Genomic DNA, 25,572 nt, shown 5'->3' on the forward strand with positions numbered 1-25,572 from the left:
CCCAGTTGTCACATGATCAAGCACGGTGGAAACCCTGCTCGCGCTCAACGTCGGTGACCCGCCTGCGGTGCCAGGCGAGTTCGGCCTCGGCCGCGCGGGCGTAGTGGTTCATGACCGTTTCCCCGAGTGCGTCGTACACGACCTTGTTGCCCATGAAGCGGTTCATGGCTTCGGTGAGGTCGGCTGGCACGGGGGTGGCGTCGCTTGCCGTGTAGGCGTCGCCGCCACAGGGCGCCGGAAGCTCGGGGTGGTCCTGGATACCGTGGATGATGGCGGCGCAGGCGGCGGTGAGGGCGAGGTAGAGGTTGGCGTCGGCGCCCGGCAGACGGACTTCCAGGTGGGCGCTCTCGCCGACACCGGTGACGCGAATGGCGCAGGTGCGGTTGTCGAAGCCCCAGGTGTAGCTGGTCGGGGCGAAGGTGTGCGGGTCGTACCGCTTGTAGGCGTTGGGGGTGGGGGCATACAGCGGAGCCAGGTGTGGCATGCCGGACACCAGGCCGGCAACGCAGCATGTGGCGGGGAGCGATCTCGACGGGCCGGCCGTCGTGGTGGAAGACGTCACCCACGATGAGGGCCGTGCCGGGCTGGTGGGGCAGGAGGCGGATGCTGCTCGGATCCGCCTTCACGGCGAGGTCACCATAGCCCTGCTCCCATCCGGTGAGGGCGAAGCCATCGAGCGGGGTCATGTCGACGTCTGTGGCCAGGACGTAGGCGCACATCTCCGCCTCGAAGTTCATCCGGTCCACGAAGACGGGAACGGTGAGGATCTTGCCCTTGGGGCGACCCTGCATGTCCGGCACGGCGAGTCTCACCGCTGTGATCTCCCCACTCTGGACGGATTCCTTGAACGCCCCCAGCGTGACGGCTCCAGTGGGCCAGGACCCGAGTGCCGTGGGTTGCTCATCGCGCTGTTCGTCGTGGCTGTGCATCAGACGTCCTCCTCTTGTCCGCCCTGCTGGGCGGTGCTGGCGTGGGTGGTGAGTTGGTGGTCGCGACGTCCGCGGGTGATCCAAGTCAGCCAGGTCGGCACCTGCGCGATGGTCAGTGTCACGCCGGCGTAGTAGAAGGGCTCGGGGGTATCGGGTGCGGACTGAGGCAGGCAGATGATGACGGTGGTGATCACGAGGTGGGCGACGGCGACGCAGCCAGTCATGCGGCGCCGACTGCTCAGGCTCCACGGACCGGGCCGTAGTCCGCGCCCTTGCACAGGGCGAGGTAGACCGGAATGCCACAAGGCGGGGGGCGTGCCTGCCGTGTTGATCGAGGTGACGGCGCCCAAGGCGGCTGGCACCATGGGGCGGGCAGCGCAAGGACGAACGGCACGCAGACCGACAGCCACACAGCTGCGGTAGGCCTCCAGGGCCTGTTGTGAAAGGGCTGGTAGCGGCTGCTGTGATCGAGTGGTTCGGCTGGCACCCGAGCAGGTCAGTGGGCGATTCCTCATCGACTCAGCGGATTCCGCGCCCCCCGACATGACGCGGCCCTCAAGTCCAGGCCGGGCACCATCGCGGTGCCTGCGCCCATACGCGAAGGCCGGCCTGTCACCCGGAGAGTTTTGGATGTGTGGCGTGTTGGCTCCGGGTGGGAGCGGGGCTGCCAACGTGTTGTGGATGGTGGTCGCCTGAACGCCCGCCGGCGCGTAGTTGTTCTCCTGTGCCGAGACGAGGGCGTTGACGCATCCGATGGTTTCGGCGGCGGCTCGGGCAGGGCGCACGGTGTGCGCCGCCCCATCGAACGTCCCTTCTTGCTTTGGGCCTGGCCAGCTACGAAGCGAGAGACCTTGCTGACTGAGAAAGCCCTCGCTGCCTACCCAGCCGGTGTCACTCAGCCACGCGATCACGGAAATTGAGCCAGAGCCTGCTGACCGGCTGGTGGGCCGAGGCCCGGCGATCGAGCGGCACCACAGGCCACAGGCCCGCCACTGAGGCCAACAAGCCGCCGTATTCAACTCAGAGACGTTGGCCGACTGGGGGGAGGTACGGCCCGCAGCAGTTCCCACAACGGCCGTGAGCCCGGACGCCCACACGGCCAGCGTCCGGCGGTCCACCACATGCAGCCGCTGCTGCTTGGCGAAGTCCACGGCCGGCGTTGTCACCCTGCCGTTCGTCACGATCACCGCGGCATCCGCCCGGTGCACCGGCCTCGCTGTCCCGTCGAACACCTGCACATCCGTCGCCGCACGGCTCGCCGCCCCCGACGTGTCCGACGCCGTGTATGGGCTCCCGTCCATCGCCGACGGCACCGGCCTGGACAGCCCGGCCCGCCCCTGCAGACCCAGCCACGAGCAGTTCCCCGGAGGGGGAGTCGCATGAGATCTCAGCGATCTCTTCCCAGCCCGGGGCAGGGTCGGGCCGCTGAGAGTGCGACTCGACCGTGACGTGGACGTCTCCGGTGTGGATCCCGGTGGTCACCTCGATGGCTCTATCGGTGTTGACACCCCAGTCAGGCCCGTGGTGCCCGGCCGGGCATCCTGGCTACGGCGGGTCAGTGGTACCAATGGCGGCGCGATGCCGGTTTCGTGCCCGGCGTTTGTGGTCGCCGAGGAGCTCGTTGTCCAGGCTCACGCGCCTGCGCCTCCGCAGGCACCCGCTCCGCCTCCGCCGCACGCGCCGGCGCTCCCGGGGGAGCCCCAGTCGCCAGACGTGCCGCACCCGGCGCCTGAGGTGCCGCCGTAGGCCGGGTCTCCAGCCCTCCAGGTCTCCGGTGTGACCAGCGCCCGCAGGTGGGGCTCCTGCGAGGCGGCCAGCCCGTCGAGGGCCACCGCGCCGATAGGGGTGACGGCGAGGGCGGTCAGGGTGCCCGCCGGGCGCCAGGAGACCGGGCGCTCGCGTTCACCGCGCAGGATGTCGAGCGTCGACTGGACGCGGTACGGCACCCAAGCTTTCGCCGGCTTGATGCACGCGGCTGTGACGGTCGTGATGGCGGACAGGGCCACACCGGCCCACCAGCGGTGGGGTGCACCGGCGGTGAGTTCGTACACGGTCAGCGCCGGCGGGAGGGCCGCCGTCCACCACAGCAGGCGCTGCGCACGGTGCTGCTGGCGCCGCAGGGAGGTGACGATCAGCAGGCCCTCTGCTTGCAGGCGGTCGCCGATGGACTGCACCGCGCGGCTCGCGGCGGTGTGGGCGACCAGTTTGCCCACCCGCTCGATGTGGGAGACGCCCGCCGCATGGATGAGCGCCTTTTCGATGCCGGCCGTCGCGTCGGCCGCGTACACGTCGTCATGGAGGGTGACCGTGCCGTCTTCCGCCACGGACAGACGGCCCTGCCCTGTCATCCGGAACAGCACCGTCGCCGCCACCCGGCGCGGCCCGCCCGCCAGGAAGGCCAACTCCTCGGCGGACAGATCCTCGCGGACCGCCACGTCTGCCTTCAGCATGGCCGCGATCTTCGTGGCGACGGCGAGCCGGTACCCGATCGCGCCAGCCGTCAAGATCAGTGCCGCGAGATAGAGCCCCTCGTACAGCATCGCCGTTCCCCCGTAGCCCCGTTTACTCAAGGAGGTTGTTCCCACGGCGACAGATCGACAAGCTCACCGGCAGCTACATGCCCGCGCCGCTCGCCAACATCCAAAGCCCCGCCCCGGGTGCGGCTGCGCTGCAGAAGGCCGGTTCATGACCGGGTCCATCTCGGGGTGATGTCCGACCCCGTCGAGGAGGCCGGGCGCGGGAGGCCGGCCGGCTCCAAGGCCTCGGCGCGATACGGGCCGACGTGGGTCAGGGTGACGTCTCGTGGCGTCGTCCTGGCCGACCCCGAGGGCGATGAGCTCTGCGTCCTCGGTCAGGGCTGACGCAGGAACCCCGGCTACTTCGCATCTCACCACGCGCCGCGGCCCAGGAGCATCGTGTGGAGCGAGTACTTCGACGAGAAGCTGATGCGCACCCTCGTCGCCGTCCAGGCCGTCACCGGCGCCAAACAGCGTGACCAACGCAGAAGACGCCGTCACCGCAGGCTTCGACGTCCACCACAACGGCTTCCCCGACGCCGCCCCACACGACCGGCGCCTGCTGGCCGCGTACAAGGACATCCTCACCGCCGCCTACCCCTCCAGCGACGGAGCCCACTGGTGATCTTTGGGCCCCAACCTGCTCGGCACCGCCCTCGTGGCAGAAGTCGAAGACACCAGCGCAGGGCGGTTCATCAAGCACCTGCTCCCCCACCCCTACCTCGCAGAAGACCAACAGCACCGGGTCCTGACCGTGCTGGCCCGCGCCGCCCCCACCCTGCCCGCACTCGCCGAAGGCGCAGCCCGCGCGGTGGCCGCCGCACCCGACAAACTCCTGCCCCTGCAGCTAGAACCGTCACCGCCGAACTCGACCCGGAAATCGCGCGACCGTGGCTGCTCACCCCGCAGGACGCGCTCGCCGAGCGGGCACAGCACCCGGATGCCGACCCGGACACCTACGCGTGGGCAGCCGATCTGATCAACTCATCCCTCTCCCACCTCGAGACCGGCCTCGACAACTGCCTCACCACCCCCGAATGGGAACCACCGCACCGCGAGCCGGGGACCGATGCCGGACTGGAGGACGACGCCGACGATCCGGACGATGAAGAGCCGGACTAGGAAGCGGACGACGACGCTCGCGAGGAGGGAGCCGGGGAAACCGCTGACGGTGAGGACGATTCTGCCGAAACCCCGTCGCCCCGGCCGCACCCGATGACCACGCGCCCCGACCCACCGTTGTCGTTCACACGATCACAAGCCGGATCGTACGGGCAGCCCTCACCTCCGCTGCCCTCGCGCACCTCGGCTTCGTGGCCTTCGTGACCGGCAGCGTGGCCTACTTCTCCGACTACTCCAGCGATCCGTCCCCACCGGCAGCTGCCCGTAGCCTTCGCCACCATTGCCGCCCCGCTCCTGTTCCTCCTCATGACCGTGGGCATGGGCATGATGTTCAGCGACCTGCACGAAGTGGACGTCAACCCGGTCCTGATGGGGCTCCTGTGGGCCGGCGTCTTCGCGCCCGGCATGATCGCGCTCACGTACGCCTTCCGGGCCTGGTTCGGCCAGATCCGGTTCACCGACGACGGGTAGCACCACAGCTCCCGCCAATCGAAGCAAACGACTCCAACATCCGGCTGATCCTTCCGACCGGAACTCGGCGCTACGCCGTACGCCCGCGGGGACAAGATCAACCTAAGGGCCGGTGAGAACACGGCCGTCGACGACATCGCGATCACTCAGGGGGATTCGCTCATGGGCAAGCGCCCGGCCAAGAAGACAAAGCAGGCACCGCCTCTGTCCGCCGACCGCGTCCGCGAAGGCTGGCAGGGCCCGGCCGGGACCCGCATCCGTCTGGCCCGGGGGCACGGCCTCGACGCGGCCGACTCCCTGATGACCCTCACCGGCGACGGAGTCAGGATCATCCCCGTACTGCGCGCTGCCATCGAGGACAGCTCCGCGGTCTCCGCCATGCTTGCCGGCCTTCCGTCGAACCCGGCGGACCCCGGATACGTCCCCGCGACCGCCTGGACCGGCTCCTGCCGTCCCGGGCGAGCGGGCCGTCAGCGCGGGCTGGGACATCGGCGAGGCGGTGACCGGCGAGGGGCCGCCGCCAGCCTGAGCAAGCGTATCGGGCGGAGGGAGGCAGCGGCGTGACGGTGAAGTGCGGGGCCCCTCCCGGACGCATGACTGTTCTGCAACCCGGCCAGGACGGTTGCTCGACACAGAGAGGGCTGCTGATGGGCAAGAGGGTTGTGGAGCTGCCAGACATCCCCGGCGCTGGTGAGGAGCTTGAGGACTACATCGCTGCGTTGTTCCAGGCGTCGGGCCACTTCGTGGTGGGTATGCCGGTGAGTTTCGACAACGCATGGCGGTCAGCGGCGTGAACGCCTTGAATTGCCGGGTACAAGAGTCGGTGAGTTTTGGCCCCTCCGAGCGTCAGCCGGGCCGACGCGGTCCGATTCACGTGGGTGGCCGCCAGTATTGACCCTCGGCTCGCATGAGCAGGCGCTCCTCCACCAGATACCGGCGCAGCGCGGCCACGTCCGGGTGGACCTGACGCAAGAGATCATTGACTTCGGCTTCCGGGTAACGCCGTTGTGGTTCGAAGAGCGGCACCAGTCCCTCCAGGAACACCCTGCGCTTGCTCTGCTTCGAGGGGATGGAGGCCTGTGGCCGTGGACGCGGACGGCGAGGCGCCGCATGCCTCCAGATTTCGTCGACGGCGGACCAGAGCTTCTCGTCACGCACGATCAATCCCGCCTGTTCCAGCGCGGCGAGAGACTTCGCGCAGCGCCCGGGGGCCATGCCGAGACTCTCTGCGATCCCTTGAGTCGTGTCGGCTCGGAGCACGACGGCGCTGTATACCCTGCGCCGGGTGTCGTCGGCCAGCGCAGCGAGGATTCCGCCCGCGGCGTCTACCGTATCCCCTGCCGCCCGTGCGGGGTCCGGGCTCAGCCGGGGAACCCGGGCGGAGTCGGTCTCGCCCAGGGCCTGGAGTTCCTCGTGGAACGGAACGCCCCGGTCACGCTCCTGTCCGCCGTGCTTACGCAACAGCAGCAGGCCCGTCTGACGGTGTTTGTGGGGCTCGCTCAGCGCGAGTACGTCGAACTCACTGGCCGGGAGGGAAGCCTGGCGGCGCATTTCCTGCAACAGCGGTGAGGGGACGACCCGGCACGCCACCCGGCCGCGGCCTTGCCCGGAGTCCGTCTCGACCGTCGTGGCCAGGTACGGCTCGTGCAGCACGACCGTGCCGCCAGGCGCCACACGAGGCCAGAGCGACGTGAGGAACCTGGCGTCGTCGGCCTGTGTGCCCGCGTCCAGCCAGACCAGGTCCAACGACCCCCAGCTGTCGAGCTCATGGTCTGCCAGCTGGAAGAAGTCCCGCTCGATGAAGGTGAGCATGCCGTCGAGACCGAGCGAACGCGCTGCCTCCCGCACCTGGTGCGCGGACGTGCCGGGTATGGAGAAGTCGTCGACGACGAGCAGCCGCGGCGCGTAGTCGTCGAGTGCGGAACGCGGGTGCAGGACCGACGCCCGTTCGTCCGCCGTGACCTCTCCGCGGACGATCCTCCGGTCCTCGGCGGCCTCCGAGACCGCGTCGCGCAGTCCAAGGAGCAGGTGCAGCGTCGAGGAACCGGCCCCCACTTCGACCACGGTGCGCGGACGCAGCATCCTGGCCAGTACGCGCAGCGCAGGGCCTGCGTTCTCGGTTCCCATGCCGGGGCGTGCCAGAGCGCTCAGCGCCTCGCCGGCCGGATCGTCCACGGATCGTCCTCTCTCTTCGGCTGTTCTCGCCGCGGTTCTCACGCTGTCGGTGTATCAGGTCCGGACAGCCCGGAGCATGCCTGCGGACAGCAGTCGGTCCGCCACGTCGTGCAGTTTCGCGGGAAGCCGGTCCACGGCGATGCCGCCCTCGTGCCCCGCCCACCGCCACAGCTGGAGAGCAGCCGCGCCGACCTTGAGGAAGTTGCCCGTGACGGTGTGGGCGAGGACATGTCCGCCGGATTCCCGCTCGACTGCCCGCACCCACGCCTCCTGCACCAGCACCCGAGCACCCTCCGGTTCCTGTGGGGCCATGGGCAACGGGTCGCCGCTCACCAGGCCGCACCGCATCATGCCCACCAGGAGGTGGTCGGCGACGTCGTCCGCCTGCCCCCACACCTCGCGGACGTCGGCCGCCGAGGCGCCCTGCAGAAGGAGATCCCCGACCGGCTCGGGTACCTCGGCGAAGGCCGGCGGGTCCGTACCGAACAGCACCGCGACAGGCCCTCCGTCGTGCAGGAACGGGACAGGCGTGTTCTGTAGCCGCACCCCGGACGGCAGGAAAAGCCTGGTCTCGGGAGAAAGGCTGCGGGGCCAGGTGGCGCGGTCGACTGTCCGGGTGCCCGGCGGCGGGGTCAGTCTGATCACGGCCTCGTCCTGCCGCTCCGACCAGGCGAGTTCCCATGCGAGCGGCAGGGAGGCCCCGGTCTGGGCGCAGAACCGGGGGATGACCGGATCGAGCTCGATACGTCGGCTGCTCACCGCGTGCGGCCCTCCGACACCTGCCCGGCGGCCACCGACACGTCCTCGGCGGGCAGCGGAGAAGGGGCCACTGCGCGTGTGAGGAGCAGGCCGACCGAGCCGGCCACGAAGGCGACGCCGCCTCCGGTCAGGATGCCCCAACGGGCCCAGTCGGCAGGAGCGAGTCCCGCCAGGGCGAAGCCGACGGCCACCGAGGTCTGCAGCGTGGCTCCGTACGCGGCACCGACGCGGCCCCTTACGTCCGGCGGACAGTCGGCCATGACATGCGTGCGGAGCACCACGTTCTGCACGGCGTTGGCCATGCCACCGCAGAGGAAGGCGGCCAGCATCAGCGGTACGACAGGGTAGGCGCCGGTCACCAGATAGCTGAGGCCGATGATCGCCGCGGCTCCGACGGCGACGACGGCGGTGGGCCGGCGACGCAGCCCGCCCCGCAGGGCAAACGGCCCCAGCACCAGACCCACGCTCCAGGTGGCCAGGAGCACGCCGTAGACAGCGGTGCCTCCCGGCATGTCGTCGGCGAAGAAGGGCAGCAGCACGTTGACGACGGAGGTCGCCGCGACGGTGACCACGATCGTGGCGAGCGTGGTCCGTCGCTGTGCTCCCGCCCAGAGCAGGGCCAGCCCGACTCGCAGGCCTCCCGCGGTCTTTCCGGGGGGCTGCGCTCCGTCTGTGACCGCTTCGGCCGCTCCGGCGGCAGGGGCCTCGGCCGGGCCGGCTGTCTCCGTACGTTCCTGGGCCGCCATGACCAGCCATCGGCTGATGACCGGCACGGCCAGCAGGGCGAAGGCGAAGGTCCCCGCGTCGACCGCCAGGGCCAGCCCGGTCCCGCCATGCGCCGTCAGCAGGCCGACCAGCAGCGGGCCGATGATGTAACCCGCGTTCCTCACCGACTCCATGAGGCTGTTCACCCGCAGCTGGGCGTCCGAGTCCGGGAACAGGTGCGGCACGAGTGCCATCACGCAGGTTTGGGCGACAGCTCCCAGGGCCCCCAGCAGCAGCATCGTGGCGATGAGCAGCACCGCGCCGTCCGCGACCGCGGCGGCGGCCGCTGCGATCAGGCACTCGAGGGCCAGGGTCACGCCCAGGACCGCGTCGGCGCGGAAGCGGTCGACGATCCGTCCGATGACACCGCCCAGTGCGATGCCGGGAACGAGGCCGGCGAGCATCTGGGCCGACACCACCGATGTCAGCCCCGTGCGGTCGGCACCTCGCAGGGCCAGCGCCACCATGGCGACCTCGTCGCCCACCGTACTCACCAGCAGGGCGGCGATCACCATGAGTGTCGCCGCCCTGCCCTGCCGCAGGGCTGTCACCGGAGGGACTCCATCTGGCGCGCGGCAGCCGGTACGGCGGCCTCGACGTCGATGGCCCGCCAGGTCCACAACCGCAACAGCACGGCGTGGAGGAGGGGGACGGCCGCGCTGTCCGCCCGGCGCTCCCAGTCCGCGAGGTCGAGCGTGTCTCCCGCGATCAGGGCGGTCATCGCTGCCTCGACGTGCGGATGGTCGGCGACTTTCACGGTGTGCCCCTGTGTGGCGACGGCGCGGCGGCCATCGGTGAGCAGCCGCTGCCGCACCACGACGTCTTCCGGTGTGCGGACTCGGGCGTCACGCGGAAGGGCGACGGGCGATGCGGCCGGTCGGCCCACGCCCAGCCCGCCGGAGGTCACGGAACGCATGTGGTGCTCCCAGACGGCGTCCTCGACCTCGCCGGCGGACAGTTCCGCCAGAGCCGTGAGTGTGGATGCCGCTGCGGCCGGAATGCCGTCCGGGGTGTGCGGGTGGGCGTCGGCCTCGTCGGCGCGTGTCCGTGCGAGCAGGCCTCCGACGGCTTGGACGACGAGGGCGGCGGGATCGCTCTTGGTGAAGAAGGCGATGTTGACGTTGACGGCCACGGCGTCGGGGGACTCGCCCACGTGCAGTTGCTCGGAGGGGAAGTAGGTCAGCGCACCGGGCACTCCGACCAGCACGTCGGCCGAGTCACGGGCCGAAGCGTAGTCGGCGGTGTGCTGCGGGACCTGCCCGGCACGCTCGGGCGGCCAGGTGAGGAGGAGTTTGCGACCACGCAGGGTGAATCCGAAGTTCCCGGCGTGGTCGACGTGCACTCCGACGTTGGTGGAGGTGTACCGGCCGATGAACGTGTCTATGTCCACGCGTCCGGCGACTCGTGTGCCCGTGTACCGGTAGACGTCGTCGGACAGTCGCTTGGCCCGGTCCCACAGCGGCGCGTGGACCGCGTGCAGGCCTGATACGGCGACGCTCCATTCGTGATCTCGCATCCGCTCGTCGACCCGGACGGTGTACTCGTCCAGCGAACGGTCCTCGGGCAGCGGGAGGAAGGGCCGTGTGTCGATCGGCTGTGTCCGGCCGTCCACCGTCACCACGACCTTGGGAAGTCCGGACCCCTTGGGACGATTGGCCTGGTCGGCGGCCAGCACCAGCGCTCGCAGCAGTTCGTCGTCTGCGACGCCCAGTTGGACGGGAGCATCGGGAAGGGAGAGAGGCTTCTTCTCCCAGTGGCAGGAGGCGAACTCGGCCCAGAAGCCGTCCGTTTCGGCGCGTGGCAGGTCGACCGGGTGAGGCACGGGGAACTCCTGTACTCGGGCCGCGACGTGCGGCAGTTCGACGGTGGACTCGGGTGGGGCCCGTCAGTGAACGCGCTGCGCCACAGCGGTCCGGCGGGGCAACCCGAGAAGCTCCGGGTGGAGGGCGGCCGCGGCGATCACATGATGCCTGATCAGATCCCGCAGCAGCGAATGCAGTTGCCCTTCCCGCAGCCGTGATCGGGCCGCCAGTTCCGAAACGGTCGCACCGTCGGCCGTGAGCAGCCACAGGAGTCGGCCGGCTGCGGAGACCCTCACTCGGTTTCCCGTCTCCGGAGAGACGAGCAGGCAGCTGCCGTCGGCTCGGCTGTCCACCACCTCGTGCGGGTGAGCGGCGTACCAGAGGGGGCTACGCAAGCCGGAGGAGCCAGCCGGTTCCAGAGTGATGGCGCCGTGGGCAGCGAGCCGCAGCAGAGTGGTCGCGGCCTGTCCGGTGGAGGCGAAGTTCTCCCACAGGTCGGCTACCGCGTGGAAGCGGCCATCGAGCAACGGATGCCACTCCTGCGGTACCGACAGCAGGGCATCGCCCAACGGTACGTGCAGCAGGATTCCCCGACCGGTGACCGAAGTCCGGGCACGCACGCCGTCCGCGAGCCGCACCATGGTCACGGAGTCCACATCGGGGCACGGGGCAGCAGGCGCGGTCACCCGCCGGGCCGGCAACTCCGCTTCAGCCATCGCCCACAGGAACGACCACTCCTCCGCGTCGCCGATCCAGGTCCCCCTGTGGAACGCGGCTCCCGCGGCCGCACCCGGCCCGCTGGAGGTGAGTCGTAGGGCATCCTCCTGTGTGAGCCCCTCGGCGACCGTGTAGTCGAGGTCGAACGCCAGGTCCTCGCCCTTGCCGGGTGGAACCAACTCGACGCCGAACAGATCGGGACGCTCACCGACCGGGGAGAGCACGTCAAGGATGAAGGGCCCGTTGGCGGCCGTGGAGTACGGCACGCCGAACTCCTCCGTGGAGCGGCGGAGAGTCTCCGCGGCGAACTCCTGGGTTCGCAGCGCCTCTTCCTCCGTCTCTCCCGGGAACCCGGTCATGCAGAAGAGGTGGACGGGCACCTTGTTCCCCAGGAGAGCCTGGAGCGACGGCTCGATGTCAGCGACCTTGGTGCCCTTGCGCATCAGGTCCAGCACACGCTGGTTGTACGACTCGAGACCGAGGTCGAGCCGTCGGCACCCGGAGTCTCGCAGAGCCTTCGCCAGTTCTTGGTCGAGGCCCTTGCTGAACCGGGTTTCCCCGTACCAGAAGAGGTTGTGACCTCCGTCGATCAGCTGCCGTGACACCCCGCGCAACGACGTGAGCGTCATGATCTCGTCGACGAACATGAAGGTGTCACTGCCGTGTTTGGCCGCGAGAGTGGTCATGTCGTGGACGACCTGGTCGGCGCGGCGGATGCGGAACTTGTTGCTGGCGAACGGGATCGAGCAGAAGGCGCAGTCCCAGGCACAGCTCCGTGACGCCTGAAGCGGCAGGACGGGTCCGGGCGCGAAGTACGAGTCGAGCGGCAGACCGTCGAAGTCCGGCGTGGGCAGGTCGGAGACGTCGACCATGGCTGCCGGGGTACGCAGGAGTCCGCCGCGCCCGTCGCGCTCCAGCAGCCCCGGGACGGCCCTGTCATCGGCACCGGTGATCCGGTCGCACAGCGCGGGCAGTGCGTCCTCACCCTCGTAGGACACGAAGGAGTCCACGTACTCGAAGAAGGGATGCTCTTCCTGCCAGCGGCTCACCATGCGCGTCGTGAGGTTACCGCCCATGACCACGTGCACGTCGGGCCGCCGGCGCTTGACGTGGCGGGCGGCGGTGAGAGCCGCGATCAGCTGCGTGTCGGCCGACACCGAGATACCGACCACCGCCAGGTCACTGTCTTCCAGGTCGGGGATCGGGCGACGCTCCAGAGCCCATCCGTACACATTACGATCCGCCGACCTGGCGGCTTCCAGAACGGATTCAGAGCTCCGGTGAGAAAAACACGAGAAGTTTCCCCGAAGGTCGAAGTTCAGTCCGGGAAATGAAGCAGAAACACAAGCGAGACCATTACGGAGGACCGTAGCCGCATCCGCAAAGGCGAGCGGGTCCGTGAGGATGTCACGGGACTTGAGTGCGGCTCTGGCGCTGTTGATGCGCGCCGTCGTGTCGCCGAAAACAGCGAGGATCTCCTCATGCGCTCGTCGCTCCTCAGGCGCCGCGTTGTCCAGGCGTCCCTCGGCCAGCGGAAGTAACGCTTCCAGCCCTTCTGCCGAAAGCAGCCAGTCCGTCTGCTCGATGCTCAGGTCGAGAGATGACACGTGCCAGCCGTGCCGGCGCATCACTGCGGCCAGTAGGGGAACCGCCAGGTGAGGCGCGTAGACGTTCCACGTGGGAGGGTTGATGAGAAGGATTCGAGGCTGCCGCATGTGAACTCTCACCGAGGTTTGGTGCCGGATGGGGAGTCGAGTGTGGCCGTCATAGCGCGGACGGAGCGCGCTTCAGCCGGTCAGGCCGGACTGAAGCCGTCGCGGCTCAGTTGGTGCCGGACTCCTGGAGAAGGGCGTACTTGCTGTTGAGACGGTTCGGGGCGACTGCCTCGACGGAGAGGGCCTCGTCAGCCTCGGCGAGAGAGAGAAGAGCGTCGATGTCGAAGTCCTGGGCGGTCTCGTGGTTCACGTTCATGCGGATCTCCTGTCCTGATGAATGGTGCCCTGCGAGGTGGTTCACACGGCCAACACCCGACTCCTGGCCATCCGGCGCGAAAGCAAAGCTAACTCCGTGATGGGGCCCTCACAAGATGTCAGCAGTTCGCTGGGCAACCGCTTTCAGCCATTTCCTTCAGCGGTCACGGTTTTTGCATCTGATCTCAACCAGGAAATAGTTGGATATGCCAACTGAGCGACACCGAGAGCCGCAAATGCAACATTTCCTGAAGGTATCTCACGAGTCGCCCGGAACACCGGACCCGGTCAGGGCACCGACCGGGTCCGGATCAGGCCTATCAGGCGTACCCCTGGGCCACCCGTCGTCGCGGCCCGGCTCGGACTCGTAGGCGTACCAAAGGCCGTCGCGGCCGAGGCGGAGCTGGAGGTGGCTGTTCCGACCTCGCCCGTGCGGTCGCCGCCTGGTGGCAGGGCAGGCCGCAGGGCTTCGCCGTACTGGCGGAACCGTGGGACCCGCCGGCCTGCCGATTCGATCGCGCTGCCGACCTTCCGCCCCCGGCGAAACCACCTCACCCACCCCCATCGCCCGCGGTGAGTCCCGAGCCGGGGCGAGCCGCGGCCAGGCGGACCGCGTCGTACGCGACGAACAGGACCAGGCGGAGGTCCTGCCCGTTGTGGGTGTGGATGCCGCCGAGCATCGCCTCGTAGCGGTGTCGGGTGTAGGAGCGGACCAGTTCGTCGACGAGCCGGCGCCTGGTCGTGGCCGGGGCGGGCATGCTGCGTGGCTTCCGACGACCGCGAGGACGGCCGCGATCAGGAGCGGGGCGAGAGCAGCGAGGATGATGTCGACCGCGCGGGCCAGGCGCTCGAACCTAACGACAGCGATGAGGGACAGCGCGTGGACGCGGACAGCTCGGGTGTCCTGCCGCATCGCATTGAGCAGGTCTTCCTCGCTCAGTTGCGCCCAGCGAGGAAAGCCCTCGCGCACGATACGGCCCCTCCCCCCTCCGACGTTGGGGCGCACGATCAGGAGCAGCAGCACGGCCGAGGCCCGAAGGTCAGGACGCGGCACCGCCGACGAGTTGGGCGGGCAGGCGATGGTGTGGTCACGGGTGGGGACCAGGGTGCCGTCCATGGTCGCCCACGGAGTAGCAGCCGTGGAAGTAGGTGACGCCGTGGGTGCGGCGGTAGGTCGCCGGCAGCCGGCCGGGCTTGCCCTGCTTCGCCCAGCAGGAGCCCGCGGTAGGCCGGATCCCCAAGGGCCCGAACTCGTCGAACGCGAAGACTCGGTCCGGGAAGCGATCCAGCACCTGCTCGATCCGGTCGAGCTTGGCGTCGCGATCAGGGTCGGGCGACTCCTTCCAAGTCTTGGTGCGCTGGAAGGTGACGCCGCGGCGCCGGAGCAGGCACCTTAAGGCTTCACGGCCAATGCGGATGACACGTCCGTGCATTTTCCGCAGGTAGGCGGAGAGCTTGCGGATCGACCAGCGGGTGAAGGGCTGGCCGAGCCTGGTGGGGCGAGTGGTGGCCGTCCGGATGAGGAAGTCCTCGTCGTCAGGGGTGAGCAGGCGGGGACGGCCTCCCGCCCACCGAGGGTCCAGGCAAGCCAGGCCGATCTCGTTGAACCGGTGGATCACATCGCGCACTGTGCCCTCGTCGGCCTGGACCAGTTGTGCGATCACCGGTACCCGATTCCCGCCGGCGGACGCCAGCAGCATCATCGCCCGGCGATAGCGCACCGAGCCGGTACTTCCCCGGCGCACGATCTGCTGCAGCTTCTGCCCTTCTTGATCGGTCAGTCTGCGCACCCGCACAGGCTCGGCCACCACACCTCCAACAGCGGGAACTAACGTCACCACCCATCCAACTGCTCCAACCACCAACCCGGCGAAGAGCAATTGTCAAGACCTGTGGATTGGATGGAGAAGCCCACATCCGGGCTGACCGGGGCTCCTGAAGGATGGACTTGAGTCTCCCGTAAGGGGAGACACCAGGGTGGGGGCATGGACGACGACACGCTTTACACGATCGGGGCGTTGGCCCGGCGGACCGGGCTGACGGTGAAAGCCATACGGTTCTACTCCGATACCGGAATCGTGCCGTCGACTGACCGCAGCCCGGCTGGCTACCGGCTCTACGACATCGATGCGCTCGCGCGTCTGGATCTGGTGCGGACATTGCGTGATCTGGGACTCGATCTTGCCGTCATCCGGCAGGTGCTGGACCGGGAGATCTCAGTGCCCGAGGTCGCGGCCGCGCATGCCGACGCTCTGGACGTGCAGATCCGCACCCTGCGCCTGCGGCGCGCGGTGCTACGAGCGGTGGCCAAGCGGGGCTCCAGCCCGGAGGAAATGGACCTCATGCACAAGCTCGCAAGACTCTCCGACGACGAACGCCGGCGTCTCATCAACGACTTCATCGACGACACCTTCGGGGGCCTGGACGCCAACCCCGACTTCGTGGAGATGATGCGCTCGGCCATGCCCGAGCTGCCGGAGGACCCCGAACCTGATCAGGTCGACGCCTGGATGGAACTCGCCGAACTCAGCCAGGATCCGGAATTCCGCGCCGCAGTACGCCGGATGGCCGAGCACCAGGCAGCCGAACGTGCCCAGGGCGACACCACTGGTCTGCACCACGACCTCACCCAAACAGTCCGCGACCAGGTCGGCCGCGCCCTCACCGCCGACATTGACCCCGTCTCCGCCGGGGCGACCCCCGTCATCGACGCCCTCACCGCCCGCTACGCCCAGGTCTTCGACCGCGCCGACGACACCGAACTGCGCCGCTGGCTGTTGACCCGCCTGGAGATCGCCAACGACCCCCGCGCGGAACGCTATTTGCATCTCCTGGCCGTCATCAACGGATGGCCCATCCAGCCGACCCTGACACCGGTGTTTACCTGGTTCATCGAGGCCCTGCGCACCAGGCTCAAGCAGTAGCCCGCGTCGCCCGGCCCTGGCGGTCCGAAGATCAGGCTGCGAGGCCCTCGGTGCGCTCGATGAGCTGCCCTCGTTCGAACCGGTCTCCGGCACGGACGAGGGCGACGAGGTGGGGAGCGTTCACGGCCCGCCACCGGGCCTGGGCGGATTCGACCAGCTTGAACACCATGGCCAGGGCGGCGGCCGCACTGCCAGCGCCCTTGGTGACCTTCGTGCGCAGACGGACAGTCGCAAAGGTCGACTCGATGGGGTTCGTGGTGCGCAGATGGATCCAGTGCTCGGCGGGGAAGTCGTAGAACGCCAGCAGCTCGTCGACGTCATCGGTGAGCTTCTTCACTGCCTTGGGGAACTTCGTCCCGTAGGTCCTGTCGAACGCTGCGACGGCCTTGAGCGCGTGGTCGCGGTCCTCGGCGTTGTAGATCTCCTGCAGGGCCTTCTTGGCCCCAGGCTGCGCTGACTTTGGCAGGGCGTTCGCGACGTTGGCGATCTTGTGAACCCAGCACCTTCATGCCGGGCCTCAGGGAAGACCTCGGCCAGGGCCTTCCAGAATCCGAGCGCCCCATCGCAGACCGCGAGGACGGGAGCGCGCATCCCGCGCCGCGCACAGTCACGCAGCAGATCCGCCCAGGAGTCGACTGATTCGCGGTAGCCGTCGGCCATGGCGATCAGCTCCTTGGTGCCGTCCACACGTACACCCATCAGCACGAGCACGCACAACTTCGCCTCCCGCAGGCGTATGCGCAGGTGGATGCCGTCGGCCCACACGTAGACGTAGTCGCAGATGGACAGATCGCGTTCGCCGAATGCCTGGTGGTCGGCCTGCCACCGCTGGGTAAGGCGGGTAATCGTCGCTGCCGACAGGCCGGCTGTCGAACCGAGGAACTGCTCCAGCGCGGGCACGAAGTCGCCGGACGCCAGACCGTGGAGACAGAGCAGGGGCAGCACCTCGCTGATCTTCGGGGACTTGCGCACCACGGCGGCAGGATGGCCGAGGAGAACCGCTTGCGCTCGCCGGTGGCCTCGTCGACGCGCTTGTCGTTCACCCGCGGGGCTTTCACCTCGACCACCCCGGCTGCGGTCGTGACCTTCCTCGGCTGGTGATAGCCGTTGCGGACGACCAGGCGGTGCCCGCTCTCGCCGCGCTGGTCGGCCAACTCGGCTATGTAGGCGTTGACTTCAGCCTCCAGGGCGGCGGCCAGCATCCGCCTCGCACCCTCGCGGACGATGTCGTCGATCAGGGAGCCGGTCTCGGCCGTTCCATCGGCATTCACTACGCTCAGCACGGGCGTGCCTTCCCGGCCGACGGTGCAACATCGGCCTACTCGATGACCAGAAGTCGATCACTTGGGAAGGTACGCCTCTTCGCGTCCAACCCGAGGCCGATCCACAGGTCATGAGCATTGCTCCCCGGCGAACCTATGCGGTCACAGCACTAGACCTCGGTGCCGAGCGCCGTGTCCGGCCTGTACTTCGAGCACGGCGGCGGCACCTGATGGCGCACCCGGCGGTCGGCTCGTCGCGCATCCGACGCACAACCCGTGCGCGCCTGTTGCCCCCGGACTTTCCGGTTTCGGAACGCCGCTGGGCGATGTCAACGGTCGGGCCTGGGGCCCGGGATTCCCTTGCCGTACGCCAGGGCCGCACTGGCTGCGGCCGTCCGAAAGCGCCCTGCCGGGGCCGCCGCCCTACCGGTGCAACCGGGGAGGCGAAGGACCGAGGGGCGTGCGGGTGAGCGGCGTGAACCAGTCCGCGTACCGGGGCGCCCGGCTAACGAGCGGTCGGGGCGCTTGCACGTGGCGGGGGCGTGCGGCAGCAGCGCCCAGGCGTGGGTGCCGTGCTGGGTGCGGTGCACTCCGGACCGCTGGGACAGTGCCTCGACCACCCAGAAGCCCCGGCCGCACTCGGCCAGGCCGTTTTCTTCGGGACCCGTGCGGTTTCGCCACACACCGGCGTCGACGACCTCGATCCACAGGTGTGACTCGCAGCGGGCGAGTCGCAGGGTGACGTGGTGGGCGCCGCTGTGCTGAACGCTGTTGGTGACGTACTCCGACACCACGACGCTCGCCGTCTCGGCCGTTTCGTCCCCCAGGTGCCATGCCGTCAGCCGGTCCCGGGCGAACGCCCTGGCTGTCGCTACCGCACGTTTCTCGGCGGGGAGCGTGCAGCTCGCCGACGCCGAGGGGTTGTCGGGCCGGGGGATCGAATGAGGGGCGGTCGGTGCTGCTGCGTGCCGGTGCGGTACTGGGTGCAGAGCGGGCTTCACTGCTCAACTCTCTTCCTACGAGGACGAGATAATCGGACTCTCAGACGACGATGAGGGCTTCGAGCGTGCGCGGACCGTGCACGCCCTCCACTCGGTCGAGTTCGATGTCACTGGTGGCCGACGGCCCGGAGACGAAGGTCAGTGGACGCACCGGATCCAGGACGGCAAACACCTCCGGCACGGACGCCACGACCTGTCCGGCGCGTACGACGCACACATGGACGTCAGGCACCAGCGTCAGGGCGCGCCGGCCCTGGCCGGGGCCACCGTCCAGCACGAGGGTTCCGGTCGCGGCGATGGCGGCGGCCACGGTCGTCACCACCGCACCGGCCCGGTCCAGTTCGGCGACCGGAAGTCGGGGCTCGTCGGTCAGCACCCGGTCGGGGTCCAGCGCGGACCGCCACTCAGACGGGAAGCCACGGGGTACCACGACGGAACCGGCGCCGAGGCCGGCCACCAACCGCCCCACGCGGGAGGCGACGTCCTGCGTGGGTACGAGGTGTACCGACGCCCCGTACTCGGCGAGTCGTTCGGCGAGCAGTTCCACGGTCGCCGCCGAACCGGCCGGCGGTCGGCCGCCGCGGGAGTACTGGCGGGGCACCGGGACGTCCTGTGGACGCTCACTCGCGGGCACGTCGTCCAGGGCGCGCCTGATGCGGTCCAGTACTTCGGTTCGCGCGTTCATCTCTGCCTCCTTCCGGCGTGCGGTCATCGATGCGTCCCTTTCCACCAGGCGCTGAAGGTCTCCGCGGGCGGGACCGGGGCGTCGCGGGTGTCGGTCCAGCGGGACAGCGGGCCGGGCAGCCGGCCCACTCGCCCGCGCCGGGCCACCAGCCGTGCGGCCAGGGCTCCCGCTCGCTGCGCGGCCGTCAGACGCGAGGGACGGGAGAGCACCCAGCGTGCGGCGGCCATCGCCAGGCGCTCCGGTTTCGGCACGAGTCGCCCGCGCCCCTCCTCGACGATCCGGGCCCGCAGATGCACCAGCACATCGGGGATGTTGATCTTGACGGGGCAGACCTCGTAGCACGCCCCGCACAGCGACGACGCGTACGGCAGGGCACGGTCCACTTCCGAGGTGGTGCCCCGCAGTTGAGGACTGAGGACGGCACCGATCGGGCCGGGGTAGACCGATCCGTAGGCGTGTCCGCCCACCCTCTCGTACACGGGGCACACATTGAGGCACGCGGAGCAGCGGATGCAGTTGAGTACCTGCCGGCCGACCGGGTCGGCGAGCGCATCGGTGCGCCCTCCGTCGACCAGCACCAGATGGAAGGCGCGGGGCCCGTCGTCGGCGGTCGTGCCGGTCCAGGTCGAGGTGTAGGGGTTCATCCGCTCCCCCGTCGAGGAGCGCGGCAGCAACTGCAGGAAGACCTCGAGGTCCTGCCAGGTTGGTACGACCTTCTCGATCCCGGCCACCGAGATAAGCGTATCGGGCAGCGTCAGGCACATCCGCCCGTTGCCCTCGGACTCCACCACGACCGCCGTTCCGGTCTCGGCGACCAGGAAGTTGACACCAGAGACGGCAACCTTGGCCCGCAGGAACTTCTCCCGCAGATGACACCTCGCAGCGTCGGCCAGCCGCCGCGGATCGTCGTCCAGGTCGGCCGGTGCGGCGGTGCCGTACGCGCCCATCGACCGCAGGAAGATCTCCCGGATCTCCGCCCGGTTGCGGTGGATGGCCGGGACCAGGATGTGGGAGGGCTGGTCCTGGCCGAGTTGCACGATCAACTCGGCCAGATCGGTCTCGTACGCGTCGATGCCGGCGTCGGCCAGCGCCTCGTTGAGCCCGATCTCCTGGGTGACCATCGACTTGACCTTGACGACCTCCCGTTCACCGGTGTCCTGCACCAGGCCGACGACGATGCGGCGTGCCTCCTCGGCGTCGCGCGCCCAGTGCACCTTGCCGCCCGCCGCGGTCACCTTCTCCTCCACCTGCAGCAGATACCGGTCCAGATGGCGCAGGGTGCGTTCCTTGACCGCACGCCCGGCCTCCCGCAGCTGCTCCCAGTCGTCCTGCTCACCGACGGCCGCCGCACGCCGGGAGCGGATGGTGCCGGTGGCACGGGCCAGATTGCCGCGCAGCTGGGAATCGCGCACGGTGCTCGCCGCCGCCGCCGGGAAGGCCGGCATGCCCAGGAACGTCGCGTCGCTCACGGGGTCTTCGTCCTTTCGGTGCCGCGCCAGGAGGCGGGTGAGGGTTCCGCCGCGCCGTGTACCGGTGCCTTCTCCGTGAACGCGAGGATCTCGGCGAGGTGCATGACGTTCACTCCGGAGCGCAGGCGGGACAGCGCGCCGCCGATGTGCATGAGGCAGGAGTTGTCACCAGCGCACAGCACGTCGGCTCCAGTGGCCAGGACGTGCCGTACTTTGTCCGTGCACATGGCCACCGACGTGTCGGCGTTCTTGAGGGCGAAGGTGCCGCCGAACCCGCAGCACTGGTCGGCCGCGCCGAGTTCCACCAGGTCGATGCCGCGGACGGCCCGCAGCAGGGCGAGGGGCCGGTCGTCGACGCCGAGCATGCGCAGGGAGTGGCACGTGGGGTGGTAGGTGACCCTGTGCGGGAAGTACGCCCCGACATCGGTGACACCGAGGACGTCGACGAGGAACTCGGAGAGTTCGTACACACGCGGCGCGTCACGGACCGCGACGGGCAGCCGGTCATCGCCGGACACCTCAGCGACCCGCCCGTGGTGTTCGCGCACCATGGCGGCGCACGAGCCGGACGGCGTGACGACGGCGTCGTAACCGGCGAAGGCCTCGGCGAAGCGCCGGACGAGCGGCACACAGTCGCGCTGGTATCCGGTGTTGAAGTGCATCTGGCCGCAGCAGGTCTGCTCCAGCGGGAACTCCACGCGGTGACCCAGCCGCTCCAGCAGCGTCACCACCGCCCGGCCGGTGGCTGGGAAGAGCGTGTCGTTGAGACAGGTGATGAACAGTGCGATCCGCATGGTTCCGTGAGTGGGGGGCAAGGCCGGCGACGGCTCCTGCGCGGGTTTGAGGCTCATGGCAGCATCCAGGACAGGACGTTGGACTGGAGGTACACCAGCACGCACAGGGCAAGCAGGAGCATCAGGCTCCACTTGATCGCCGCCCGGAAGAGCTGGGACTCACGGCCGATGAGGCCCACCGCGGTGGCGGCGATGGTCAGGTTCTGCGGGCTGATCATCTTGCCGACGACACCGCCGGATGTGTTGGCCGCCACCAGCAGCGTCGGATCGAGTCCTGCCTTGTTCGCGGCAGTCTGCTGGAGCGTGGCGAACAGGGCGTTGGCGGAGGTGTCCGACCCGGTGACCGCGGTGCCCAGCCAGCCGAGGACGGGCGAGAGGAACGCAAAGGCCGTACCGGCTCCGGCGATCCACGTGCCGATGGTGATGGTCTGTCCGGACAGGTTCATCACATAGGCGAGTGCGAGGACAGCGGCGACGGTCAGCAGCGCCCAGCGCAGCTTGTGCAGCGTGGCGGTGAATTCCCGGGCTGCGGCTGCGGGGGTCACCCGGTAGACGGCGGCGATCACGACGCCCGACAGCAACAGCAGGGTGCCGGGCGAGGACAGCCAGGGGAAGGTGTAGACCGTGGTGACCGACGCCTGGCCGGTGGCGGTGAGGACTTCGCCGTCCAGTCCGGGCCAGCCGAACTTCGCGTCGGAGGCGGTCAGGAGCTCCTTGAGGGGAGTCAACAGCTTGGCGAGCGAGAAGACCCCGATGATGATCAGGTAGGGCAGGAAGGCCATCAGGATCCTGGGGCCATCGATCCGCTGGGCGGTGCCCTCCATCGGGAGCGTTCCGGTCACGGCACTGCGGTCCGGCCCGGTGCGCGTTCCGGACGGCGCCACGGGCCGGTCGCCGTGCCCTGGCTTCGACGGCTGACCTGCCGAACCGTCCCCTTGCTCCTCCGCCGCCGCCTTGTGGAGATCGGTCCTGGCCTCCTCACCGCCCTGCGGCCGCCAGACACGGAGGAAGAGGACGATGGCGGCCAGGGCGGCCAGCGAGGCGATGATGTCGGTCAGTTCCACCGAGAGGTAGGTGGCGCTGACGAACTGAGCCAGGCCGAACACCGCGCCGCACACCAACGCGACCGGCCAGGTCTGGCGCACTCCGCGGCGGCCGTCGACCAGGGCGACAAGAAGAAGCGGCACGAAGAAGGCGACCAGCGGTGTCTGGTGGCCGACATATGCGCCGATCTCCGTGTACGGGATCTTCGTCAGGTTGCCGGCCGTGATGATGGGCGTGGCGATGGCGCCGAATGCGACGGGAGCGGTGTTGGCGACCAGCACGGTGACGGCGGCTCTGACCGGGGCGAAGCCGAGTCCCATCAGCATCACCCCGGTGATTGCCACCGGCGCGCCGAACCCGGCCAGCGCCTCGAGCAGTCCGCCGAAGCAGAAGGCGATGATGATGGCTTGGACGCGCGGATCGGTGCTGATCAGGCCGAAGGCCCGGCGCAGGTCCTCGAAGCGGCCGCTGACGACGGTGAGCTGGTAGACCCAGATGGCAGTGATGACGATCCACATGATCGGGAACAGCCCGAAGGCCGCTCCTTCGCTCGCCGAGAGCAGGGCGAGGTCGGCAGGCATGCCGTAAGCGGTCACGGCCACCGCCACCGCGACGGCCAGCGAGGCGAGTCCGGCCCAGTGAGCCTTCATCCTCAGACCGCCGAGGAGGACGAAGAGCGTGAGCAGCGGCAGGACGGCAACGAGTGACGAGAGAGCGAGGCTGTCGGCCACGGGAGAGAGATCTGGCTGGTACATGAACCCTCACATTGGGGGCTTGGTCAGACCATTGCTTGGTTTCTCACGCTAGGCAGCGAGCACCGACTTGTCCAGAGGTTCGAACGGCCGAATTGCGTCTTGGTCAGACCAAAGGGCGGGGTACTCAAGCTATGATCAACACCTATGGAGTTACGAGCCGCGAGAAAGGGCTTTCTATGGCTGACATGGCTGCGGCCTGGGAGCCAGTGCCCCGCTCGCGCACCTTCGAACTCGTGCTGGCCAGGATCGAAGAGCAGATCATCGCGGGCCGACTGCGAGTCGGTGACAAGTTGCCGCCCGAGCGGGAGCTCGTCGACATGCTCGGTGTCAGCAGGGCCGCGGTGCGGGAGGCGCTGCGCGTCCTGGAGGCCCAGGGGGTGCTGCGCTCACGCGTGGGGACCGGGCCGTCCTCCGGCACCGTGATCGCGGCCATGCCGGACGCCGGTCTCACCCAGTTGCTGCGGCTGCATATCGCGCTGGCGAACTTTCCGATGGGTGACGTCATCGAGGCCCGCGCCACGCTGGAGCGCGCCAGCGCCCGCCTGGCCGCGGAACTCGTCACCGAGGACGGTCTCGAGCGCATCCGCGATCCCCTGCTCCGGATGGACGACGCAAGCCTGCCCCGAGAACAGTTCAACGACTGCGACACCGACTTCCACGTTGCCATCGCCGAGGCCGGGGGCAACCGGCTGATGGCTGACATGACCATCGCGGTCCGCAATGCGGTGCGGCACACCCTCCTCACCGTGTTCAACAAGCTCGACGACTGGGAGAAGGTCGCCTCCCGGTTGCGGGCGGAGCACCACGCGATCTACGAAGCCATCGCAGCCGGAGACACCGAGTCGGCCGGCAATCTCGTGGAGGCACATGTGCGCGGCTTTCACCGGGACATCGTGAAGAAGGTTATCGACGGCTCAGACCCCGCAGCGCCATAAGACCGTGTCCCACATTGGTGCGGCGGGCCAGGCGCGCGCAGCAGCAGTGTTCGGCGTCGAGGAGCACGTCTCCGCGCCGCCCACCTGTGCACAACCCTGGTCAAGCGGATCGTCCAGGCCGCCGACGAAGACGGCCCCCGCATGGTGTGGATGACCCGCGATGAGCTCCGCCGGCCCTCGGCCGCGATGCGCTGGAGTTGCTGCTCCGGGGCGCCGGCATCGCGGGCGTAGTTGAGGCGGCCCGCCCAGCGCGGCGGCAGGGCCTGGGTGAGGTCGGGGATGCGGCCGGCGTCGATCGTGCCCGGTGCGGCGGTGAACCCGCAGCGTGCCCGGGTGGACACAACCAGACCGCCGGTGCTGGCGGCCTGCTTCGTCACCTTCGCACGGATCTGCGGTTGCCACCGCCGCTTCACCTCACGTTCCATGCGCTCACCACAGACTCCGGCGGGGACGCATGAGCTTGCCCGCGACGTACCGCTCCCCGGTGCGCCGGCACACTCAAGGAGATCGGCGACCGGCTTGGTGCCCTTGTACTGTTTGACGAGGTAGTGCCTCCTCTGTGCTTGGGCTCCTCTTGGAGACCCTGACGGAAAGCCGCCGTGCCGCACTTCGCTTCCTGGAAGCTCGGTCCGGCCGCGTATGCCAGCGGAGGGGCGATTGCCTGGGCATCCGCTCCCTCGCCGACCCACAGCGCGATGAACAGCCCGGCGGTCGCTTCCAGGAGTCCCGCACGTTCGAGACCGCCGCCAGCCACGGTTTCACAGCCCACGTTCCGCACCAACTCGCGCACACGCACGAGAGCCGTCTCGTCGTCCCCGGTCGAATTACGGGAGCGGATCGGGGGCATCAGTTCCAAGGTCCTCACCGAGACTCTGCGCCGGCTGCAGTTCAACGGACTGGTCGACCGGCAGGCAGACCTCGACGCGCCATCACGGGGCGAGTACCAACTCACCGCTCTGGGCCGGACCTTGCTGGCGCCCATCGACGCCGTCGGCGCATGGGCCTTCGAGTACGGCGATGAGGTTATGGCCGCCCAGGAAGCAGCATGCACTCCTGACCGCAGTTCCCTCGTCCAACTTGCCAGACGGGTCAACAGCATGAGCGCAGACGTCGCCAGCAGATGAGTGCACATCCCAGAGTGGGGAAGGCTTCGTGGATGTCGGCGCGGATCTCCCAGCGGATCCGCGGGCGGCGGAACCAGTGCGGGCGGGCGAAGGCGCGCTCTACGACCCAGTGTTGGGTGTCCACACCGGAGCCGTGCTCGGTGTTCCGGAGGGCTATCAGCGGCTTCACACGCGCTGCGGACCTTGGCGGGGAGGACCTCGTGCAGCCGGGGCCGCCGCACCCCCGGCCTCGGACCACTCGGCCGGGCGGCGCCAGCAGGTCACGCCCGAGCTGAAGCCGAGTTCCTGCGGCAGATGCTCCCACGACATCCCGGTCTGCAGAACAAACAGAATGCGGCCCCTGGGGCTCGCCA

General features: G+C 69.1%; 23 protein-coding genes and 7 pseudogenes. 8 read left to right on the plus strand and 22 right to left on the minus strand.

The genetic code is table 11. From position 1 onward, the window contains the following. Window positions 1-16: 16 nt before the first annotated feature. The 3 genes and pseudogenes from AC07F0_RS26980 to AC07F0_RS26990 all read right to left on the minus strand — a co-directional run. Entirely contained in the window at window positions 17-484 is a 468-nt protein-coding gene (locus AC07F0_RS26980) for a hypothetical protein (protein WP_478982592.1), read from the minus strand. A gap of 444 nt (window positions 485-928) precedes the next feature. Further along, window positions 929-1,153 (minus strand): hypothetical protein, encoded by a 225-nt coding sequence (locus tag AC07F0_RS26985; RefSeq protein ID WP_478982594.1) that lies wholly within the window; start codon window positions 1,151-1,153, stop codon window positions 929-931. Window positions 1,154-1,944: 791 nt separating this feature from the next. Next, a pseudogene (locus AC07F0_RS26990) lies at window positions 1,945-2,170 on the minus strand (restriction endonuclease); the annotation flags it as partial. Here AC07F0_RS26990 and AC07F0_RS26995 point away from each other — a divergent pair. Next, on the plus strand, window positions 2,067-2,312 hold the full coding sequence (locus AC07F0_RS26995) for a hypothetical protein (protein WP_478982836.1): 246 nt from the start codon (window positions 2,067-2,069) through the stop codon (window positions 2,310-2,312). The pseudogene AC07F0_RS26990 and the gene AC07F0_RS26995 overlap by 104 nt on opposite strands. Before the next feature lie 248 nt (window positions 2,313-2,560). On the opposite strand, the gene AC07F0_RS27000 is transcribed toward AC07F0_RS26995, so the two are convergent. Next, the gene (locus tag AC07F0_RS27000) at window positions 2,561-3,469 is read right to left on the minus strand and encodes a TIGR04222 domain-containing membrane protein (RefSeq protein WP_478982596.1); all 909 of its coding nucleotides are present in this window, start codon (window positions 3,467-3,469) and stop codon (window positions 2,561-2,563) included. A 451-nt stretch (window positions 3,470-3,920) separates the two neighbouring features. Here AC07F0_RS27000 and AC07F0_RS27005 point away from each other — a divergent pair, with 451 nt between their 5' ends. The 4 genes from AC07F0_RS27005 (at window position 3,921) to AC07F0_RS27020 (ending at window position 5,832) form a co-directional block, all read left to right on the plus strand. Next, window positions 3,921-4,070, plus strand: a complete 150-nt coding sequence (locus tag AC07F0_RS27005; RefSeq protein WP_478982598.1) for a hypothetical protein — start codon at window positions 3,921-3,923, stop codon at window positions 4,068-4,070. Window positions 4,071-4,873: 803 nt separating this feature from the next. After that, a complete protein-coding gene (locus AC07F0_RS27010) occupies window positions 4,874-5,038 on the plus strand; it encodes a hypothetical protein (RefSeq protein ID WP_478982600.1) in 165 nt (54 codons plus the stop codon). 162 nt (window positions 5,039-5,200) lie between these two features. After that, a complete protein-coding gene (locus AC07F0_RS27015; RefSeq protein ID WP_478982602.1) occupies window positions 5,201-5,602 on the plus strand; it encodes a hypothetical protein in 402 nt (133 codons plus the stop codon). 29 nt (window positions 5,603-5,631) lie between these two features. Beyond that, window positions 5,632-5,832, plus strand: a complete 201-nt coding sequence (locus AC07F0_RS27020; protein WP_478982604.1) for a hypothetical protein — start codon at window positions 5,632-5,634, stop codon at window positions 5,830-5,832. A gap of 76 nt (window positions 5,833-5,908) precedes the next feature. Here AC07F0_RS27020 and AC07F0_RS27025 read toward each other — a convergent pair whose 3' ends face one another. From AC07F0_RS27025 to AC07F0_RS27065, 9 genes and pseudogenes are all read right to left on the minus strand, one after another. Beyond that, entirely contained in the window at window positions 5,909-7,213 is a 1,305-nt protein-coding gene (locus AC07F0_RS27025; RefSeq protein WP_478982606.1) for a DUF2087 domain-containing protein, read from the minus strand. A 54-nt stretch (window positions 7,214-7,267) separates the two neighbouring features. After that, window positions 7,268-7,972, minus strand: coding sequence for a hypothetical protein (locus AC07F0_RS27030; RefSeq protein WP_478982608.1), 705 nt, complete (start codon window positions 7,970-7,972; stop codon window positions 7,268-7,270). Next, window positions 7,969-9,288 carry an MFS transporter gene (locus AC07F0_RS27035; RefSeq protein WP_478982610.1) on the minus strand — a complete coding sequence of 440 codons (1,320 nt, stop codon included), beginning with the start codon at window positions 9,286-9,288 and terminating at the stop codon, window positions 7,969-7,971. Before AC07F0_RS27035 ends, AC07F0_RS27030 begins: the two co-directional genes overlap by 4 nt. Beyond that, a complete protein-coding gene (locus tag AC07F0_RS27040) occupies window positions 9,285-10,559 on the minus strand; it encodes a hypothetical protein (RefSeq protein ID WP_478982612.1) in 1,275 nt (424 codons plus the stop codon). The genes AC07F0_RS27035 and AC07F0_RS27040 overlap by 4 nt, the downstream gene beginning before the upstream one ends. A 63-nt stretch (window positions 10,560-10,622) precedes the next feature. Then, window positions 10,623-12,488 carry a B12-binding domain-containing radical SAM protein gene (locus tag AC07F0_RS27045; protein WP_478982614.1) on the minus strand — a complete coding sequence of 622 codons (1,866 nt, stop codon included), beginning with the start codon at window positions 12,486-12,488 and terminating at the stop codon, window positions 10,623-10,625. 589 nt (window positions 12,489-13,077) lie between these two features. Then, complete coding sequence (locus AC07F0_RS27050) at window positions 13,078-13,227, minus strand: hypothetical protein (protein ID WP_478982615.1); 150 nt, start codon at window positions 13,225-13,227, stop codon at window positions 13,078-13,080. 550 nt (window positions 13,228-13,777) lie between these two features. Further along, a complete protein-coding gene (locus AC07F0_RS27055) occupies window positions 13,778-13,984 on the minus strand; it encodes a hypothetical protein (RefSeq protein WP_478982837.1) in 207 nt (68 codons plus the stop codon). 77 nt (window positions 13,985-14,061) lie between these two features. Continuing rightward, window positions 14,062-14,343, minus strand: a pseudogene (locus tag AC07F0_RS27060) (hypothetical protein); the annotation flags it as partial. Window position 14,344: 1 nt separating this feature from the next. Beyond that, window positions 14,345-15,034, minus strand: a pseudogene (locus AC07F0_RS27065) (helix-turn-helix domain-containing protein); the annotation flags it as partial. 177 nt (window positions 15,035-15,211) lie between these two features. Here AC07F0_RS27065 and AC07F0_RS27070 point away from each other — a divergent pair. Continuing rightward, window positions 15,212-16,150 (plus strand): MerR family transcriptional regulator, encoded by a 939-nt coding sequence (locus tag AC07F0_RS27070; RefSeq protein ID WP_478982617.1) that lies wholly within the window; start codon window positions 15,212-15,214, stop codon window positions 16,148-16,150. Window positions 16,151-16,181: 31 nt separating this feature from the next. Here the strand turns inward: AC07F0_RS27070 and AC07F0_RS27075 are convergent. The 6 genes and pseudogenes from AC07F0_RS27075 to AC07F0_RS27100 all read right to left on the minus strand — a co-directional run bounded on the left by AC07F0_RS27075 (window position 16,182) and on the right by AC07F0_RS27100 (window position 23,160). Then, window positions 16,182-17,433, minus strand: a pseudogene (locus AC07F0_RS27075) (IS256 family transposase). A 308-nt stretch (window positions 17,434-17,741) separates the two neighbouring features. Further along, window positions 17,742-18,413: an ATP-binding protein gene (locus tag AC07F0_RS27080; RefSeq protein WP_478982619.1), complete on the minus strand. Its 672-nt coding sequence runs from the start codon at window positions 18,411-18,413 to the stop codon at window positions 17,742-17,744. 40 nt (window positions 18,414-18,453) lie between these two features. Continuing rightward, window positions 18,454-19,098, minus strand: coding sequence for a LutC/YkgG family protein (locus AC07F0_RS27085; RefSeq protein ID WP_478982621.1), 645 nt, complete (start codon window positions 19,096-19,098; stop codon window positions 18,454-18,456). 23 nt (window positions 19,099-19,121) lie between these two features. After that, window positions 19,122-20,543, minus strand: coding sequence for a LutB/LldF family L-lactate oxidation iron-sulfur protein (locus AC07F0_RS27090; RefSeq protein WP_478982827.1), 1,422 nt, complete (start codon window positions 20,541-20,543; stop codon window positions 19,122-19,124). Window positions 20,544-20,563: 20 nt separating this feature from the next. Then, window positions 20,564-21,361, minus strand: coding sequence for a (Fe-S)-binding protein (locus AC07F0_RS27095; RefSeq protein ID WP_478982624.1), 798 nt, complete (start codon window positions 21,359-21,361; stop codon window positions 20,564-20,566). Between the two features lie 53 nt (window positions 21,362-21,414). Then, window positions 21,415-23,160 (minus strand): L-lactate permease, encoded by a 1,746-nt coding sequence (locus AC07F0_RS27100; protein WP_478982626.1) that lies wholly within the window; start codon window positions 23,158-23,160, stop codon window positions 21,415-21,417. Between the two features lie 131 nt (window positions 23,161-23,291). On the opposite strand from AC07F0_RS27100, the gene AC07F0_RS27105 reads away from it, so the two are divergent. Further along, on the plus strand, window positions 23,292-24,095 hold the full coding sequence (locus tag AC07F0_RS27105; protein ID WP_478982628.1) for a FadR/GntR family transcriptional regulator: 804 nt from the start codon (window positions 23,292-23,294) through the stop codon (window positions 24,093-24,095). Here the strand turns inward: AC07F0_RS27105 and tpg are convergent. Continuing rightward, on the minus strand, window positions 24,041-24,784 hold the full coding sequence (gene tpg, locus AC07F0_RS27110; protein WP_478982630.1) for a telomere-protecting terminal protein Tpg: 744 nt from the start codon (window positions 24,782-24,784) through the stop codon (window positions 24,041-24,043). The two genes, AC07F0_RS27105 and tpg, sit on opposite strands and share 55 nt — an antisense overlap. Further along, window positions 24,718-24,912, minus strand: a pseudogene (locus tag AC07F0_RS27115) (NADP oxidoreductase); the annotation flags it as partial. The pseudogene AC07F0_RS27115 and the gene tpg, both read right to left, overlap by 67 nt. Here AC07F0_RS27115 and AC07F0_RS27120 point away from each other — a divergent pair. Next, window positions 24,911-25,219: pseudogene (locus AC07F0_RS27120) on the plus strand (winged helix-turn-helix transcriptional regulator); the annotation flags it as partial. The pseudogenes AC07F0_RS27115 and AC07F0_RS27120 overlap by 2 nt on opposite strands. Window positions 25,220-25,441: 222 nt before the next feature. On the opposite strand, the pseudogene AC07F0_RS27125 reads toward AC07F0_RS27120, so the two are convergent. After that, window positions 25,442-25,552: pseudogene (locus AC07F0_RS27125) on the minus strand (transposase); the annotation flags it as partial. Between the last annotated feature and the right edge of the window lie 20 nt (window positions 25,553-25,572).

It is taken from the genome of Streptomyces sp. NPDC045955 (genome assembly GCF_056430805.1).

What these genes read in the sequence shown, in the direction of transcription:
- AC07F0_RS26980 (WP_478982592.1), bottom strand. Translation starts at nt 484, where the DNA reads ATGCCACACCTGGCTCCGCTGTATGCCCCCACCCCCAACGCCTACAAG.
- AC07F0_RS26985 (WP_478982594.1), bottom strand. Translation starts at nt 1,153, where the DNA reads ATGACTGGCTGCGTCGCCGTCGCCCACCTCGTGATCACCACCGTCATC.
- AC07F0_RS27000 (WP_478982596.1), bottom strand. Translation starts at nt 3,469, where the DNA reads ATGCTGTACGAGGGGCTCTATCTCGCGGCACTGATCTTGACGGCTGGC.
- AC07F0_RS27010 (WP_478982600.1), top strand. Translation starts at nt 4,874, where the DNA reads ATGACCGTGGGCATGGGCATGATGTTCAGCGACCTGCACGAAGTGGAC.
- AC07F0_RS27015 (WP_478982602.1), top strand. Translation starts at nt 5,201, where the DNA reads ATGGGCAAGCGCCCGGCCAAGAAGACAAAGCAGGCACCGCCTCTGTCC.
- AC07F0_RS27020 (WP_478982604.1), top strand. Translation starts at nt 5,632, where the DNA reads ATGACTGTTCTGCAACCCGGCCAGGACGGTTGCTCGACACAGAGAGGG.
- AC07F0_RS27050 (WP_478982615.1), bottom strand. Translation starts at nt 13,227, where the DNA reads ATGAACGTGAACCACGAGACCGCCCAGGACTTCGACATCGACGCTCTT.
- AC07F0_RS27055 (WP_478982837.1), bottom strand. Translation starts at nt 13,984, where the DNA reads ATGCCCGCCCCGGCCACGACCAGGCGCCGGCTCGTCGACGAACTGGTC.
- AC07F0_RS27070 (WP_478982617.1), top strand. Translation starts at nt 15,212, where the DNA reads ATGGACGACGACACGCTTTACACGATCGGGGCGTTGGCCCGGCGGACC.
- AC07F0_RS27085 (WP_478982621.1), bottom strand. Translation starts at nt 19,098, where the DNA reads ATGAACGCGCGAACCGAAGTACTGGACCGCATCAGGCGCGCCCTGGAC.
- AC07F0_RS27090 (WP_478982827.1), bottom strand. Translation starts at nt 20,543, where the DNA reads ATGCCGGCCTTCCCGGCGGCGGCGGCGAGCACCGTGCGCGATTCCCAG.
- AC07F0_RS27095 (WP_478982624.1), bottom strand. Translation starts at nt 21,361, where the DNA reads ATGCGGATCGCACTGTTCATCACCTGTCTCAACGACACGCTCTTCCCA.
- AC07F0_RS27100 (WP_478982626.1), bottom strand. Translation starts at nt 23,160, where the DNA reads ATGTACCAGCCAGATCTCTCTCCCGTGGCCGACAGCCTCGCTCTCTCG.
- AC07F0_RS27105 (WP_478982628.1), top strand. Translation starts at nt 23,292, where the DNA reads ATGATCAACACCTATGGAGTTACGAGCCGCGAGAAAGGGCTTTCTATG.